Source organism: Bacillus sp. 5mfcol3.1 (assembly GCF_900114335.1).
In the GTDB taxonomy this organism is placed as follows: domain Bacteria; phylum Bacillota; class Bacilli; order Bacillales; family Bacillaceae_G; genus Bacillus_A; species Bacillus_A thuringiensis_S.
In genome coordinates this window covers 178,275-194,783 of sequence record NZ_FOST01000003.1, presented here as the reverse complement: position 1 = coordinate 194,783, position 16,509 = coordinate 178,275, and the positions used below count along the sequence as shown (strand labels likewise).

The following is a 16,509-nucleotide window of genomic DNA, read 5'->3' as shown; positions in this document are numbered from 1 at the left end:
TTTTGCCTCTTCTTTAGGCTTTACTATTTCTTGTGCTTTCGGTTCTTCTTTAACTTTTACTTCTTCTTTAGGCTTTACTATTTCTTGTGCTTTCGTTGTTTCTTTCGCTTTTGCTACTTTCTGCGTCTTTACTTCTTTCTTTTCTTTAACTGATTTTTGTACTTTCGCTACTTGCTTCGTTTTCTCTTCAGTTTTCTTTTCAGTTGGTGCTGTACTTGATAGGAAAGAAACGTTTGCATAAGCAATTTTTCCTTTATACTCAAATTCCAACCATCCGTCTTTTACTTGATGCGTTGATTCAATTACATCATCTTTTTTTAGTCTGCCAAGAATTTCTGAATCTGTGTTTGCTTCGGTACGTACATTTAACAAATTCGCCGTTACATGATACACATCTTTTGTAAACTCCGAACTTACAAACACTTCTTTACCGTTCAATTCAATTTTTGACCAGCCATCTTCGGTATTGATGACTTTTAACTCTTGCCCATTCTTTACTTTTTCGACCACTTTTGATTCTGTAGTCGGTTTTTCACGTACGTTAAGTACATCTGCTGTTACGATTGTTTCTGCGGTAGCAGTTGTGGTAAACGCCCCCAATCCAAAAATAGTTGCTGTTGCTGCGCCAATTACTTTTTTCATATTAGCCTCCATTATATTTTTTTGAATTTTATCAAATGTCTCCATAAAATTGTATAATTTTACATAATATCAAAACATTTGCAACAGTATATTAATACGGCTTAATATACTGTTATTAAAACTCCTCACTTCAATACTAACAAATTCTTATTTCTAATTCTATATATTATAAATCTCCTTATCTTTTATAAAAGCTTCATGCCCTTCTTCACACTAAATAGTTGTTGCAATTCCCGCCAAAAATAAACTTACGATTGCTAAAATTTGAGTAGCGACTATAGCCCCTCTTAAATGAAACTTATAATCTTTATATCCTTTCATACCTGCCGTACTAGGAATCACAACAAACCTTGGAGTAATCCAGCAAAAAATTAGCCAATCAATTATAAGTAAATCTACTAAATTGAAAATCATTAAAATACCAAAAGTGTGTAAATAAGCATCAATATACAATAATTTTTCATGCTTTTGTAATATATATGTAGAAACGAAAGGACAACCGAAAAGAATAGCATTGTATACAATATTAAAGTAAATGGTTTGCTTTTTTTCATGAATCGATTTTGGAAAAACTACTTTTTGAATATCTTTTGGATAATCAGTTAATGAAAGTCGAGGATTATAATATAAGGACCCTAAAATCATTACGGATAGTACAATAGACATGATGATACCAACGTACATCATTTGCTCAAATTGATTCATATGCTTCATTCACCCTTTTCTGTAATTACTATGTTAATCATTCACTTAATTACACATTGTATGTACGTACATAATCAAAAATTAACATCTAGCTTTAATAGTGAAGCAAACAGATGTAAACCTACTAAAAGCAATGATCGATCCAAATAATATCCCTTCTCGCAAAATTTTACTAAGCGTAGGTTTTACATCGGAGAAAGTTTGTGAGATTGATGGATTACCTGGGGAAATTTTGAGCACATACATATAATTACAAAAAGGCAGTGCTACTTAAGTAGCACTGCCTTTTTCTTTATTGGAATAATCCTTTTCCTTTATTCATTTACTTATAAAGTATTGTCAGTTCTTCTTTATGTTCTGTATTTCCACATTATAAATATTTCACGTCAAGGAGAGATGACTGAAATGAATAATCAAAAAATTGAACTTACTGGTCGTATCGTTACACCTAATGATCCTGATTATAATTCAGCGCGTGAAGAATTCAATACATTCTTCAACAAATTTCCGTTAATCATTATTTTTGCTCAAAATACGCAGGATGTAGTAAACGCTGTTCGCTGGTCAAGGCTACATAACGTTCCTATACGCATGCGCTCTGGACGTCATAATTATGAGGCATTATCCGTCAGTAATGCTGGTCTTGTAATTGATGTAAGTGAAATGAAGCAATTAGAAATAGATCACAATAATGGAACTGTAACTATCGGGACTGGATGGAGAAATATTTCTTTAATTGAAACACTTGCAGCTGAAGGATTAGTTGTGCCGAGTGGTGTTTGTCCTACTCCCGGGATTGCAGGTGTTACTTTAGGTGGCGGACATAGTATTCTCTCTCGTCCGTTTGGATTAACTCTCGATCATTTACTTGAATTAGAAATGGTAGACGCGAATGGTTGTATAATACGCGCTAACGCCAAGTGTAACTCCGATCTCTATTGGGCTTCGCGCGGTGCTGGTGGTGGTAACTTTGGAATATGTACTTCGTTTAAGTTTCGAACACATAAAATTAATACGGTAGGATTTGCAGAAATAAGCTGGGGGATATCAGATTTAAAACCTGTATTAACCTCTTGGCAAGAATATACGCTACCTTGCGCTAATAAACGACTTACAACTACTCTTTTTATGTCTGCAGGATTAGAACCATCATTATTAATGCAAGGTGTATTTCTCGGTTCTGTACAAGAATTGCAGTCGCTACTACAGCCATTACTAGAAGCCGGTTCACCACTGCAAGTAACTATCGAAGAAATACCATGGGCAGAAGCAGCAGCGAAAATAGCTGAGAAGCAACCTGCAACACCTTTACCATTTAAAAGTGTTGGTCCATATGTATATGAACTATTACCAGAAGAAGGACTATCCATTATCGATCACTTTATTAATAATGCACCTCCCTTTTCCACCACCTCCGTATTTTTCCACGGATTAGGCGGTGCTGTTGCTGAGGTGCCAAATGAGGCGACTGCTTACTTTTACCGAAAAGCACTATCAAACATGTCAATATTCGCTACTTGGGAGCAACCAGAAGGTGCTGGCGGAAGTATTCGATGGGTTGAAGACTTCCGTTTGGCAATGCTTCCATTTACAAAAGGTGTCTATGTTAATACTCCTGACCTATCCATTAAAAATTGGCCAGATGCATACTTCAGTTGCAACTTTGACCGATTAATGGAAGTAAAAGCAAAATATGATCCGAAAAATGTCTTTAACTTTCCGCAAAGTATTCCGCTTTTTTAAACTATATATTCCACCTAGTATATCAAAATATAAAACATCCATTTTTTAAATGGGTGTTTTATAAACTAAGTTTACATAATATAATTATTAGTTACTTTTTTTGCTAAATATCTATTCAACAATCCAAAGTAACACTTTCTCAAACTCTTTTTTGGGCAACATACTTTCTTTTATATAGCCATTCTTTTAATTGTACTTCATCCAAAGTTTCGTTCCCCTCTCGTAATCTTTCACACTATATTCGCTCGTTTTTCACAAAAGGTTCATTTTACATGAAAATTTATTTATTACAATAAAAATATAAGGTATATTTTTAAGAAAAGGAGGATTTCAAGAATGAATCAAGAGGATAAAATTTACGCTGAAAAAGTGTTGGAAAATCTATTCATCGGATCACAAGTTGATGGATTACAATTTGGTATTTCTCCAGCCGCTATAAAGATTCATTTCACAAACTTTCACGACTCAGTTGATTATGACGGACAATTATATATCAATATCGAATCCAAATGGTGTTTATTTAATAAACCTCAAAAAAGATACCCATTAAATGAAGATGAATTTGAAGTTTATTCTGAGGAAGAAGAATATGAAAGAATATTTAAGATAAGAAGACAAAAAGTTACCGATATACGACTCGGCTTAGAAAGCCCTCATTTAATTATTACATTAGAGAGTGGACAAATTATTTTTGTAAATGGTTTTCATGATTATTATGAATGTTGGCAATCTGGTGTTCTATGTGAGCAATGGCTTGTAGTCGCTGCACCTGGGAATGAAATCGCCACTTGGGCTCCCGATGAGTTTATCGATAAATAAACTGTCTTCACGAAGAAGAACCGAAGATATTTTATGAACTACATAACTATTTCTATTACACTTAAACGAATGACCATTTTACTTTAATAGAACTCACTTTATTAAAGCTGAAAGGATGATAATGATGGCATGTGTCCATGATTTTGGAATAATTGACGATTTTACTTCTCAAAAAAATTACGAAGATTATACACCAGAGAAATATCATTGTATTTCTGTTGATGATGATATTATCAGTAGCTTAAATCGAAATTTATCAATTATGAAAACCTACTTTCATACAGTCAAAAATCAAGAACACGGTTTAGCTCATTACGGTATTACAATTATCCCGCCTGAATCATTAGCAATTTTCTATGAAACAGTTACATCTTCAAAGTTCTTCAGAAAATATGATGAGCTGAATGAGTTAGCTTCAAAAATTGTACAAGCCGCAGCAGAACAGAAGTACATGATCCATTATGGGGTTTAAATGTAATTCAAAAAATGCTTAGGATTTCTCCGAAGCATTTTTTGTATGTTACTAATAAATTTATTTCCTTAACCATTTAGTCCATGATTGAGCCTATGGCCCCACCTTTTACAAGTGAGGGCGCCCCTATTAATCTAAATAGGCGTCTCATTTCCAATCTTCCAGCTAAACCATTTCCCATGCCCTTCTGTTTCTCCAACCGTTTCACGATATTCGTTTCCGTTAATATAATAATCAATATGAAGGTCACGATCCCACATGTTGTTATAAAGGTGGAATACATCACGTTTTGCGCCAATTTCTTGTATTTGTTTTTCTAACTTATGTTTTACTTGTTCTGGTATTTGATTTGCGACGTGTGTATGGAAAATACAAATAACAGCTTCTTCACTTATTTGTTCAATAATAGATGATAATAGCTCTACACCGTCTCCTTCTATGAATTGGACAGATTCATTTTTTACTAAAGATGCAGCTTGATCAAACATCTCAAGCCTTTCTTTATGTTCTGGCCAAATTAAAGCACGTAACCATAAATAATCTTCCTCATTATGTAAATCATTCACATGTAAGTCCAGTCCGATTCTTTCTACGACAGATGGGCCTTCTTTTAGAAAATGCGGTACATTCTCCCCTCTTATTTCAGAAGTTACATGCACATTTGAATTTATATTTCCGTACATTTCATCCGTCCCGTACGAATAACTATATTGGTCCCAGAACAGTTGCAACCCAGAACTTGTCCCAATTTCAATTAACGCTAACGGCTTCTTCACTTTGTTAAATATGTAGCAGAAACTTGGGTATAAGTATGCACACCGTCTTACTTCATTCGTTTGAACGAGTTTCGTTTGTAACAATGTAATGATTTCTTCTCGGTACTCTTTACAGAAATCTTTAAAATGATCAAAAGCTTTATTTAAATTTGTATCGGCATTTTCAACTAAACTACTATAATACGTTTTTAAATGATGTTCTTTCCCTGCTAACAATAAATAATGTACTGCACCTAATAGTAAGTTTGGGACTGGTTGACCTACCTGAGCACAGGACGATAGTGTAAGTACTTCCTCATCTTCAGCAATTTTCATTGATAAATATTCATATAAATCACTTGACCCTTTACATTCCTTTATTGAAAAGTTTCGAAATAAGTTTGAAATTTGTTCTTTTGTACACATTAGAGTCCCTCCTTTTTATTTTTCAGAATAATCTTACCATTATAGAAAGAATAATCCCATAAAAAGGTACTCGATTTAGTCACTTAAGGATACGTAAGCTTTTTCGAGATAATTTCAAACTGTAATTTTTTTCTATTTATCACCTTAAAAGAGCTTGTTAAATAAGATTTTTAGCGAATAAAACGTTAAATAGTTTAAAATTATCAGATAACACTAGATATTTTAGTCTATTAATTATTATAATAGAGTATGAGATGGTTATATAATTGAGACAAAAAAGGTATACACCTAGGTGGGGCCTAGGCGGTGTTTCTCTTTTACGGCTTAGACATAGAAAACACCTACACTTTTTTGCCAATATAGGGGATGGAGAGATTATCATGAGCAACATGCAGCAAAAAACAGACGTTATCTTAATTGGTGCAGGAATTATGAGTGCAACGTTAGGCTCATTACTAAAAGAATTAGCACCAGAATGGGAAATTAAAGTTTTTGAAAAACTCGCAAGTGCCGGGGAAGAAAGCTCTAACGAATGGAATAATGCAGGTACAGGGCATTCTGCGCTATGCGAACTGAACTATACTTCCGAAAAACCTGACGGATCTATAGATATTAGTAAGGCTGTAAAAGTGAATGAGCAATTCCAGCTTTCAAGACAATTTTGGGCATATCTTGTAAAGAGCAAATTAATTCGTAATCCACAAGATTTTATTATGCCACTACCTCATATGAGTTTAGTACAAGGGGAAAAAAATGTTGAGTTTCTAAAAAACCGTTTTGAAGCGCTTTCAAAAAATCCACTGTTTCAAGGTATGGAATTTTCCGATGCTCCTGAAACATTAAAAAAATGGCTTCCACTCATTATGGAAGGCCGCACATCTAATGAATCGATGGCGGCAACGAAGATTGACTCTGGAACAGATGTTAACTTCGGTGCATTAACACGTATGTTGTTTGATTACTTAAAAACAAAAAATGTCGAGCTAAACTACAAGCATAGTGTTGAAAATATTAAGCGCACGAAAAATGGTTTGTGGGACGTGAAAGTACACGATATGAATAGTGGTAAAATTGAGCATCATACTGCTAAATTCGTCTTTATTGGCGGCGGTGGCGGTAGTCTACCTCTACTTCAAAAGACTGGTATCCCTGAATCAAAGCATATCGGTGGATTCCCGGTAAGTGGACTATTTATGGTATGTAAAAACCAAAAAGTTGTAGAGCAGCATCATGCGAAAGTGTACGGTAAAGCTAAAGTTGGCGCTCCGCCAATGTCTGTACCTCATCTAGATACGAGATATATAGACAATAAAAAAGCTTTACTGTTTGGACCATTCGCAGGCTTTTCACCTAAATTCTTAAAAACTGGTTCAAATCTTGACTTAATCGGTTCTGTAAAACCGAATAACGTCTTAACGATGTTAGCTGCTGGTGTAAAAGAAATGGGACTTACAAAATACTTAATTCAGCAAGTTATGTTATCGCACGAAAAACGTATGGAAGAATTACGCGAATTCATTCCGAACGCGAAAAGTGAAGATTGGGATATTGTAGTTGCTGGACAACGTGTACAAGTAATTAAAGATACTGATGCTGGCGGTAAAGGAACACTTCAATTTGGTACAGAAGTAGTAAGTGCAGCTGACGGCTCAATCGCCGCATTACTAGGTGCATCACCAGGTGCTTCTACTGCTGTTCACGTCATGCTTGAAGTATTAGAAAAATGTTTCCCAAGCCGCATGGTAGAATGGGAAGAAAAAATAAAAGAAATGATTCCTTCATATGGCATTTCACTAACTGAAAATCCAAGATTGTTCCAAGATCTTCACACTTCGACTGGTCGTACACTTGGATTAAACGAAAAAGAAACTGTTCATAATTAATGAAGAAATAAAAAAAACGTCCGATATATTCGGACGTTTTTTTTGTCTACTAAAAATTATACTTATCAATATTATCTTTCGTAAATACAACTCGTTCTGGCAATACGATAATTCCGTTTCCTTCTGCCTCATAATCATATCCTTGAATGGAGTTTGGCTCTACTTTCACTTTTCCGATTCCTTTTACTTCAAAGCTATCCCCTACTTTTAACTTCTTTCCTTTTACAACAATCTCATTTGCTACATAAGTTGCCAACGCACCTTGCTGTTTGACATCCCATAATCCGAATTGTTGTACTGTTCCTCGTTTTACATAATCACGCATAACGTTCGGTGTAGAAAATCCAGTTACCACTACTTTTTTATCCATTTTTAAGTTTTCAGCTGCTTGCGCCATGGCTGGGAGTGCTGTTGCATCTGGACAAATAACTGCGTTAATATCTGGATACGTTTTTAATATGTTCTCCCCTACGGATAAAGATTTTTGTGCATTATTTTCACCGTACTGCGTCGTTACAATTTCCCAGTTCGGATATTTCTTTTTAATAATTTCTTTCGCTTTCGTTACCCATTGGTTTTGATCCGTTACTGTTGGACTAGAATAAAAGAACGCTACTTTCCCTTTATCTCCAATTTGCTTGGAAGTCATTTCAATTAATAAGTTAGCAAGTTGGTCTGGTGTCCCTTGACTTATATAAAAAGAACGGTCTTTGGGATTCACATCAGAATCCCACGTTAAGACAGTCATTCCTTTTTTCTTAGCACGTTGCAATGATTGCGATAAACCATCAACTGATGTAGAGGAAACCATAAGTGCATCATAATTTTGGTTAATAAAATTATTTATATACTTTACTTGCCCTGATACACTCGCTTCAGACGGCCCATCATATTTCACTTGTACGCCTAGCTTATCTCCCATCTCCTTTGCTCCTTCACCGCCCGATGTAAAGAAGCCAACTCCAGTTAATTTCGGGATAAATGCAAATTTCACATCATCCGCTTTTTTCTTATCTGCCGTTTGACTAGAACAAGCGATTAAACCTATTAAACAAATACATACAATCAATACAATCCCTAGTTTTCTCTTCATGACATTTCCCCCTTATGCCAACTCTGTCTTTTCCCCGCTAAAAATTGATGTAATTTGAAATGTCTCATAATAACTGAAAGAATAAGGATAATACCTATTACGACATTTGATTGTTCATTTGTTAAGCCTGTCATTTGTAGGCCATATTGCATAAGGCCTATAAAAATACTTGCAAGTACAGTACCGAAAATACTTCCTTTTCCACCTGTAATAAGTGTCCCGCCTAATACGACTGCTGTAATGATTGGTAATATTGTTTCACTTCCTATATCAGCACGTGCAGAACCGAAATATGCAGTTAAGAAAACTCCCCCTAATCCACCTCCTAACCCAGAAAGTATGTAAGCAATGATTACTACTTTCTTCGTCTTAATCCCGGTGTATTTTGCTGTATTTTCATTCGCACCTGTTAATTTTACGTAGCGTCCATATATCGTTCGGTGAAACAAAATTGTGTATACAATTGTTAATGAAATAAGTAACCATAATAAATTGGGTATTCCTATAAAACTACCATTTGCTAGTTTTACATAAGTATCAGGTAAACCGCTTATCCCTTCATATCCAGAAGCACCCGCCCCTCCTGAAATGACAAGCGCAATTCCTCCGTATAAAAACATCGTTCCGAGTGTAACGACTAGTGGTTCTACATCTGTCATTTTTATAATGAGTCCATTTAAAGCTCCTGCTAAACAACTAATTATTAGGGCGATTATGACAGCAAACAAAATAGGTATTCCGTTCATCCAAAGTACACCAATCAAGATCGAAGTGAGCCCCATTATTGATCCGACCGATACATCAATTCCTCCTGTTACAATAACGAAAGTCATTGGTATCGCCGCAATTGCGATAAATAGGAAATCATTTGTACTAAAAAGGAGATTACTAATATTTAAGAAATCACTATTTATAAAACTAAAAAGGATGAATTCTATAAGAAGTAATACAATTAGAACCCCTTCCCATCTATATAAATACTTCATAGATTCATCCTCCTTTTTGCCTTCCACTTTTTCATAACACTATCTAATATGATGATGAGTAATAATAAAAAGCCTGAAATGGCATTATTCCAAAATGCTGGTATTTTTAAAAAGACGAGTGAGCTGCTTATTGTTTCTAAAAATAACGCTCCTAATGCAGCTCCAAATATAGAACCTGTTCCTCCTTTTAAATGAATTCCTCCTAGTACAGCGGCTGCGATTACTTGTAATTCTAATCCTGTACCTGTTTGATTTGGGACGAACCCGATATTCATAACAAATATGCAACCAGCGAGCGCAGCGCTTATGCCTGAAATCATAAACGCATATATCTTCACTTTATTAACAGGTATACCAATAAGCCTCGCGCCATCTTCATTATCACCTACTGCATAAAAGTATCTTCCCAATGGCACTTTTCTTAAAAAGAAGTATAGTAGTAGTAAAATAATAAAAACGAACCATACAGTTATAGGTAAACCAAGAATGATGATAGATGACAGCTGCTTAAAATCGTTTGGAATATCTTCAATCCACTTCCCGCCTGTGAAAATTAACATTGCACCTCTAACAATTCCTAACATGCCTAATGTCATAATAATGGCTGGTACCCGAAACTTCGCAACTCCAATACCATTTACGAAACCGATAATGGCCCCAAGTATAATAGCTACAAATATCGACAAGAATGCACTATCCCCATTCGTTAACATCATTCCGCAAACTGCTGCACTTAACCCCATGCTTGAACCAACTGATACATCTATATTTTTCGTAAATAAGACGAACGATTGGCCAATTGCTAGCACGACTAAAATAACGCTAGATTTCATCATTAAAGATAATGAATTAAATTGAATAAAACTAGGGTTTATCATTCCTACAATAGCTATATACATTAGTAGTAACAGTATGATAGACGTTTCATGCATTTTTAACATACGTTTCATTTCGCTACACCTCCGTTTGCAAGGCGTGTAACTTCATTCACACTCAGTTGTTCTTTTTCCATATGAGAAACAAATCGTCCATTTCTCATTACATATACACGGTTTACTAATTGAACAATTTCTTCAACATCTGAAGAGATTAATAAAATTGCAAGTCCTTCCTTTTTCATTTTTTCTATCGTCTCATACACTTCAAGCCTTGCTTTCACATCAATTCCGCGAGTCGGTTCATCAAGAATAATAATTTTCGGATTACATGCGAGATACTTCGCAAGTACGACTTTTTGCTGATTTCCTCCCGATAAAGATGCGAGTTCTTCATTCATATTCTGTACAACAATTCGGAATTGTTCTATAAACAAATTAACTAAAGCGCTTTCTTTTTCTTGATTTATAAAAAAGCGATTATTTTGCTGTAAACTTGCTGCTGCAATATTTTCTTTAACAGAAGCAATTGAGAAAATTCCATTCCTCGCCCTATCCTCTGGCACATAAACTAGTCCTTCGTCTAGCCTTTTATGCAAAGAACACGTATCAATTGATTTTCCATCTAATAAGATAGACCCTGATTTTATAGTTTTCAATCCAAATATCGCTTCTGCTAATTCCGTTCTGCCAGATCCTATAATGCCAGCAACACCTACAACCTCTCCCGCATGTACAGTGAATGATATATTTTCGAATGCGTGACCATTTATATCAACCACTTCTAATATTTTTTTCGTCTTTGCTGTCTCTTGAACTACTTCTATTTTCTCTTTCTGTTTATATCCTTTTGGCAATAGTCCTTCCATCAGCATGTCATATGTATAGTCACATACATCACCTTGGCTTACAACCATTCCATCACGTAGTATTGCTACTTTGTTTGCAATTTCAAAGATTTCTGGAAAACGATGCGTAATATAAATCATCCCAATTCCTTTTTCTTGCAAGCTTTTCATCAGCACAAAAAGACTCTTAATTTCATGAGTTGTTAATGTCGATGTTGGCTCATCTAAAATAAGAATCTCAGCGTCTCGTATTAATCCTCTAATGATTTCTACTAACTGTTGCTGCGCAATGGATAACGATCCTCCCTGTTCATTAAGATCAATATCCCAACTTAAACTGTTAATTAATTGCTGAACTTTTACTTTTAGTTTCTTTCTATTCCCCTCTAATCCAATACATATATTTTCTTCAATGGTCATATGAGGAAAAATGAGCGGTTCTTGTGGTATTAAATAAATCCCTTCTTGGTGTGCTTCTTTTGGATTTGCAAACTGCTGTCTCTTTCCTTTCACATACATTTCTCCACTATCATACGAATATAACCCCGTTAATATTTTCATTAATGTCGATTTCCCGGCGCCATTTCCACCAACTAAAGCGTATATATCACCATGCTCTACTTGTAAGTTCACTTCCTTTAGCACAAGTTGATTCGAAAACGCCTTACTCATTTTCTTCACTTGTAATAAGGGCACATTCTCCACATGATGTCACCTGCCTTTACCCAGAACATTTTTTGAGAAAATGATTATTTGTTCTACTTGTTTTGTAGCATTGTATATTCCTTTTTTCATATCTAGAACACTTTTTTCAATGTACTATTAATCGTTTCAACTGGAATAAACAAAATATGTGACACATATGTTTAAGCATTGGTCAATTGTTGAAAGGGATGAAGAGTATGTCACAGCTGAACTTTGAAGAAAATTTATTAACTAAAGTAGCCTGGTACTATTATAAAGATCAATTAACACAACAAGAGATTGCTTCACTTCTTCATATTTCAAGAAATAAAGTCGTCCGGTTATTAGATAAGGCACGCAGTGAAGGTATCGTTACATTTCACGTAAAAGGAACCGGTTTGCATTGCTTGAGCATTGAACGTGACTTAATGAAAAAGTTCCACTTGAAAGATGCCTTTATTATCCCTACTCCAATAGACAATTATGCTACTTCTCTCGGAAAAGCCGCTGCACAATATTTAGAGACTCATCTCCAACAAGGTGATTTACTCGGCATCGGCTGGGGTGAAACAATAAGTAAAATGCTAGAAAACATTCATTTTGAAAGTTCTATTAATCTTTCATTCGTAACGCTAACAGGCGGAGTAAACCACTATCTTCCAAGAAAACAAAACTATTTACACTACATGCAAGGTGATCTTCATATTATTCCTACTCCTTTTCTAGCATCTTCTACTGAAATGGCACAAAGTATTTTATCAGAACCAAGTGTGAAAGATATGCTTCATGTCGCTTCACTTGCACATACGGCAGTTGTCGGTATTGGCGGGTTATCTCAAGACGCTACGATTGTAAAAGAAGAAAAATTAACGCTACGTGAAATGACATATATTCGAAGTCAAAACGGAGCGGGCGATATTTTAGGACAGTTTTATAATACGAATGGTGAGTTATTAGAGCTCTCGCATCATAATCGTCTAATTGGCACACCACTTACGATTCTTCGCAGCATGAAGCATGTCATTGGTGTGGCTGGAGGTACTCAAAAGATAGATGCCATTTATGGGGCTTTAAAAGGGAAATTTATTCATACATTAATTACTGATGAAGAAACTGCGCTCTCCTTATTAAGAAAGGAAGGTGATTCTTAATGTCTACTTTATTAGCTTTCGATGCTGGTACAGGAAGCATTCGAGCTGTTCTTTTTGATTTACATGGCAATCAAATTGCAGTAAGTCAAAAAGAATGGGTTCATAAAACTGATCCTCGTTACCCCGGTTCTATGAATTTTGATGTAGAAGAAAACTGGCAACTTGTACAACAGTGTACGAAAGAAGTTCTGCAAAAAAGTAATATACTTCCCTCTTCTATTCAAGCTATTAGCGCTACAAGTATGCGAGAAGGTTTTGTTTTATATGATAAAAATGGGCAAGAAATATGGGCATGTGCAAATGTTGATGGCCGTGCATCCGCTGAAGTTAGTGAGCTAAAAGAAATCCGCTCACATCTTGAAGAAGATTTATACAGAAAATCTGGGCAAACTTTTTCATTAGGTGCTTTACCACGTCTACTCTGGATAAAAAAACATGAACCCGACGTCTATAATAATATTTACTCTTTTACAATGTTAAACGATTGGATTTTATATAAACTAAGCGGCGTACTACAAATTGATCCCTCAAACGGATGCACGTCAGGTATTTTTGACTTACAAAATAGAGTGTGGGATAACGATGTCGCTAAGGAGTGCGGTCTATCTTTGCCATTTTCACCAACAGTAAATGAAGCTGGTACAGTAATTGGCAACGTTACAAAAGAGTGTGCAGCACTAACTGGTTTACTTGAAGGGATTCCTGTCGTCGCTGGTGGCGGTGATGCTCAAATGGCAGCACTCGGGACTGGAGTCGTAAAGCCAAATCAAACTTTAATATGCGGCGGCAGCTTTTGGCAACAGGAAGTGAATATTACAGAGTCAACAACGGATCCAAATGCTGCAATTCGAGTAAATTGTCACGTCGTTCCGAACCTTTGGCAATATGAAACGATTGCCTTTTTCCCTGGCCTCGTTATGCGTTGGTTTCGAGACGCTTTTTGCCAAGAAGAAAAAAAGTTCGCTGAAAAACTCGGTGTAGACGCTTATGAATTATTAGAAGAACAAGCGAAAGACGTACCTGTCGGTTCATATGGTATTATCCCTACTTTTTCAAACGTTATGAACTACATTTCTTGGCGTCATGCCGCACCTTCATTCTTAAATTTAAGTTTAGACGCTGACAAATGCGGAAAAAAGGAAATGTTCCGTGCTATTGAAGAAAATGCGGCCTTCGTTACACTTGGAAACTTAAAACTAATTGAAAATCTTACTGGTACATTCCCTTCTGAAGTTGTTTTTGCTGGCGGTGCCGCTAAAGGGAAACTATGGCCACAAATTCTATCAGACGTACTCGGCATTCCTGTAAAAGTACCCGTTGTGAAAGAAGCAGCTGCTTTAGGAACTGCAATTGCTGCTGGAGTTGGCGCTGGCATATATTCATCTATGGAAGAGACTGCCGAACAATTTGTACAGTGGGAAAATACATTTGAACCAATCACTGAAAATCACGAACTATATAAAGAGTTCTATGAAACATGGAAAACTGTATATGACAGTCAGCTCGCTTTAGCTGATAAAGGGCTCACCTCACATATGTGGATTGCGCCTGGTGCACTGTAACACATTACATAAAGGAGTGAACTGTATGTTAAAAGCGAATGAAAATGACTTCTCCTATCGCTTCGGTGATAACGGGCCGAAATATTTAATACAAGGTCCAAATATTGATCTTGGCCTTGTTGTCATTCAACCGGGCCAGGAGTTTCAAAACCATTATCATATGACGTGCGAAGAGGTCTTTTATGCATTAGAAGGTGAAATAGATTTCTATGTGAATAATGAAAGAGTTCCAATTAAACAAGGTGATGTCCTGCAAGTTCGTCCTCATGAATCTCACTATCTTATTAACCATTCTGACAAACCTTTTAAAGCTGTTTTTATTAAGTCACCACATTTACCAAATAAAGATACTGTACAAACGGAAAATCCAACATTAACGAAGGAGTGATTTTGAATGACTTGGGGATTTAAAAATCGATTAAATACAATTTTACCTGATGGTAGAGCGGTTATGTTAGCAATAGATCACGGCTACTTTTTAGGGCCAATTCACGGGCTAGAACAACCACTTGAAACAGTTAAAAACTTACTTCCTTATACAGACTCCCTCTTTTTAACACGCGGTGTACTTAGCTCCTGTATTCCTGAAAACTGCAGCACACCGATGGTTATGCGTGTATCCGGTGGCGCTACTGTCGTCGGTAAAGATTTAGCGAATGAAACAATTGTTACACCTGTGAAGGAAGCAGTGAAGCAAAACGCAATTGGCGTTGGCGTTTCTGTTTTTGTCGGATCAGACTATGAAACACAAACTGTTACAAATCTCGCAAATGTAGTTTCTGAAGCTCATGATTACGGCCTACCAGTACTCGGCATTACCGCAGTCGCAAAGGAATTACAAAAACGTGAAGCTCGCTTTCTAGCACTTGCTTCCCGCGTATGTGTTGAAATGGGTGCTGATATTATTAAAACGTATTACTGCGAAGGATTCGAAAAAATAACGAGCACATGCCCTGCCCCAGTCGTCATCGCGGGTGGCCCAAAACTAGATTCAATTGAAGACGCATTAAACATTACGTACAATGCATTGCAAGAAGGCGCTATCGGAGTAGACATGGGCCGAAACATATGGCAATCCGAGCACCCAGCTGCGATGATTCAAGCAATACATGGTATTGTGAAAAATGGATTGAATGTGAAAGAGGCACTTGAACTTTATGATGATGTGAAGAATTAATGTGAAAAGACAGACTATTTATTAGTCTGTCTTTTTTGTTAAAATAAAGTAAAGGAGGAATGATTATGCGAAGAATGACTTTCGAACGTCCTACCGATCATTACGATGAACGCTTATACTCTATTGATGAAAAAATTTGCGCCCTATTAAAAGAACGAAAAGAACTTTCAGGTGATGACCCAGGTTTTCCACATGATGAAGCGATTTATAAATGGGCTAAGCAATACGAATTCTATCCAGACTATCTAAACTCATTATTCTCTTCCATGATGGATGAAGAAGAATTTAAACCTCGCGTTGAACCAACTGGCTTCAAAAAACATGTACCTGTTTTTAAAACTTATGAACATAATGGCTTCATGTATACTGTAACTTTTATTCGGCAATATGCAAATGCTAGTATAGTTTATTTATATAGCGATTGGGATTCCACGGATGAAGATTTTATTGAAAATAAGCCTCATAGTTTCTTCCAATTATTAATAGATGATACATACGATTGCTGGTCAGAAGGTGGTGGCGGCACCGATGGACATATGAATCATCAATTCGTTATATCTCCTGTCCTTCCTGATAATTTGTCTGGAATAAGCTTACGATTTAAAGAACTCAGTATACCGTTTAGGAAAGATCAAGCTGTGCTTGAATTTGAAATTCAGATAGACAAATAAAGTGAGACTTTACTCAA

At 36.0% G+C, this 16,509-nt stretch carries 16 protein-coding genes and 1 pseudogene; 10 read left to right on the top strand and 7 right to left on the bottom strand.

Annotation, left to right across the window (positions count from 1 at the left end; genetic code table 11):
- Nucleotides 1-642: SH3 domain-containing protein (locus tag BM089_RS19120; RefSeq protein WP_254791364.1), on the bottom strand; the 642-nt coding region annotated here is incomplete at its 3' end.
- 213 nt (nucleotides 643-855) lie between these two features.
- A complete protein-coding gene (locus BM089_RS19115) occupies nucleotides 856-1,347 on the bottom strand; it encodes a nitroreductase (protein ID WP_139213293.1) in 492 nt (163 codons plus the stop codon).
- Nucleotides 1,348-1,444: 97 nt separating this feature from the next.
- Between BM089_RS19115 and BM089_RS19110 the strand changes: the two are divergent.
- From BM089_RS19110 to BM089_RS19095, 4 genes and pseudogenes are all read left to right on the top strand, one after another.
- A pseudogene (locus tag BM089_RS19110) lies at nucleotides 1,445-1,597 on the top strand (N-acetyltransferase); the annotation flags it as partial.
- Nucleotides 1,598-1,752: 155 nt separating this feature from the next.
- Nucleotides 1,753-3,090, top strand: coding sequence for an FAD-binding oxidoreductase (locus BM089_RS19105; RefSeq protein WP_016512656.1), 1,338 nt, complete (start codon nucleotides 1,753-1,755; stop codon nucleotides 3,088-3,090).
- Nucleotides 3,091-3,426: 336 nt separating this feature from the next.
- A complete protein-coding gene (locus BM089_RS19100) occupies nucleotides 3,427-3,909 on the top strand; it encodes a hypothetical protein (RefSeq protein ID WP_016512655.1) in 483 nt (160 codons plus the stop codon).
- A gap of 121 nt (nucleotides 3,910-4,030) precedes the next feature.
- Entirely contained in the window at nucleotides 4,031-4,381 is a 351-nt protein-coding gene (locus tag BM089_RS19095; protein WP_003270899.1) for a hypothetical protein, read from the top strand.
- A 134-nt stretch (nucleotides 4,382-4,515) separates the two neighbouring features.
- Here BM089_RS19095 and BM089_RS19090 read toward each other — a convergent pair whose 3' ends face one another.
- Nucleotides 4,516-5,562 (bottom strand): DUF2332 domain-containing protein, encoded by a 1,047-nt coding sequence (locus tag BM089_RS19090; RefSeq protein WP_090977735.1) that lies wholly within the window; start codon nucleotides 5,560-5,562, stop codon nucleotides 4,516-4,518.
- Between the two features lie 380 nt (nucleotides 5,563-5,942).
- Here BM089_RS19090 and BM089_RS19085 point away from each other — a divergent pair, with 380 nt between their 5' ends.
- On the top strand, nucleotides 5,943-7,445 hold the full coding sequence (locus BM089_RS19085; protein WP_023522282.1) for a malate:quinone oxidoreductase: 1,503 nt from the start codon (nucleotides 5,943-5,945) through the stop codon (nucleotides 7,443-7,445).
- Nucleotides 7,446-7,494: 49 nt separating this feature from the next.
- On the opposite strand, the gene lsrB is transcribed toward BM089_RS19085, so the two are convergent.
- The 4 genes from lsrB to BM089_RS19065 are packed head-to-tail and all read right to left on the bottom strand — an operon-like array spanning nucleotide 7,495 to nucleotide 11,952.
- Nucleotides 7,495-8,538 (bottom strand): autoinducer 2 ABC transporter substrate-binding protein LsrB, encoded by a 1,044-nt coding sequence (lsrB, locus tag BM089_RS19080; protein WP_000823652.1) that lies wholly within the window; start codon nucleotides 8,536-8,538, stop codon nucleotides 7,495-7,497.
- Complete coding sequence (locus tag BM089_RS19075) at nucleotides 8,535-9,524, bottom strand: ABC transporter permease (RefSeq protein WP_139213292.1); 990 nt, start codon at nucleotides 9,522-9,524, stop codon at nucleotides 8,535-8,537. Before BM089_RS19075 ends, lsrB begins: the two co-directional genes overlap by 4 nt.
- A complete protein-coding gene (locus tag BM089_RS19070) occupies nucleotides 9,521-10,474 on the bottom strand; it encodes an ABC transporter permease subunit (protein ID WP_088115448.1) in 954 nt (317 codons plus the stop codon). The genes BM089_RS19075 and BM089_RS19070 overlap by 4 nt, the downstream gene beginning before the upstream one ends.
- The gene (locus BM089_RS19065; RefSeq protein WP_100910180.1) at nucleotides 10,471-11,952 is read right to left on the bottom strand and encodes a sugar ABC transporter ATP-binding protein; all 1,482 of its coding nucleotides are present in this window, start codon (nucleotides 11,950-11,952) and stop codon (nucleotides 10,471-10,473) included. The genes BM089_RS19070 and BM089_RS19065 overlap by 4 nt, the downstream gene beginning before the upstream one ends.
- Before the next feature lie 179 nt (nucleotides 11,953-12,131).
- Here BM089_RS19065 and BM089_RS19060 point away from each other — a divergent pair, with 179 nt between their 5' ends.
- The 5 genes from BM089_RS19060 (at nucleotide 12,132) to BM089_RS19040 (ending at nucleotide 16,492) form a co-directional block, all read left to right on the top strand.
- Nucleotides 12,132-13,082: a sugar-binding transcriptional regulator gene (locus BM089_RS19060; protein WP_139213291.1), complete on the top strand. Its 951-nt coding sequence runs from the start codon at nucleotides 12,132-12,134 to the stop codon at nucleotides 13,080-13,082.
- Nucleotides 13,082-14,644, top strand: coding sequence for an autoinducer-2 kinase (gene lsrK, locus BM089_RS19055; RefSeq protein WP_090977731.1), 1,563 nt, complete (start codon nucleotides 13,082-13,084; stop codon nucleotides 14,642-14,644). The genes BM089_RS19060 and lsrK overlap by 1 nt, the downstream gene beginning before the upstream one ends.
- Nucleotides 14,645-14,669: 25 nt before the next feature.
- Complete coding sequence (locus BM089_RS19050; RefSeq protein ID WP_090977729.1) at nucleotides 14,670-15,032, top strand: cupin domain-containing protein; 363 nt, start codon at nucleotides 14,670-14,672, stop codon at nucleotides 15,030-15,032.
- A gap of 6 nt (nucleotides 15,033-15,038) precedes the next feature.
- The gene (lsrF, locus tag BM089_RS19045; RefSeq protein ID WP_000219782.1) at nucleotides 15,039-15,821 is read left to right on the top strand and encodes a 3-hydroxy-5-phosphonooxypentane-2,4-dione thiolase; all 783 of its coding nucleotides are present in this window, start codon (nucleotides 15,039-15,041) and stop codon (nucleotides 15,819-15,821) included.
- A gap of 65 nt (nucleotides 15,822-15,886) precedes the next feature.
- On the top strand, nucleotides 15,887-16,492 hold the full coding sequence (locus BM089_RS19040) for a hypothetical protein (RefSeq protein WP_139213290.1): 606 nt from the start codon (nucleotides 15,887-15,889) through the stop codon (nucleotides 16,490-16,492).
- Nucleotides 16,493-16,509: the final 17 nt, after the last annotated feature.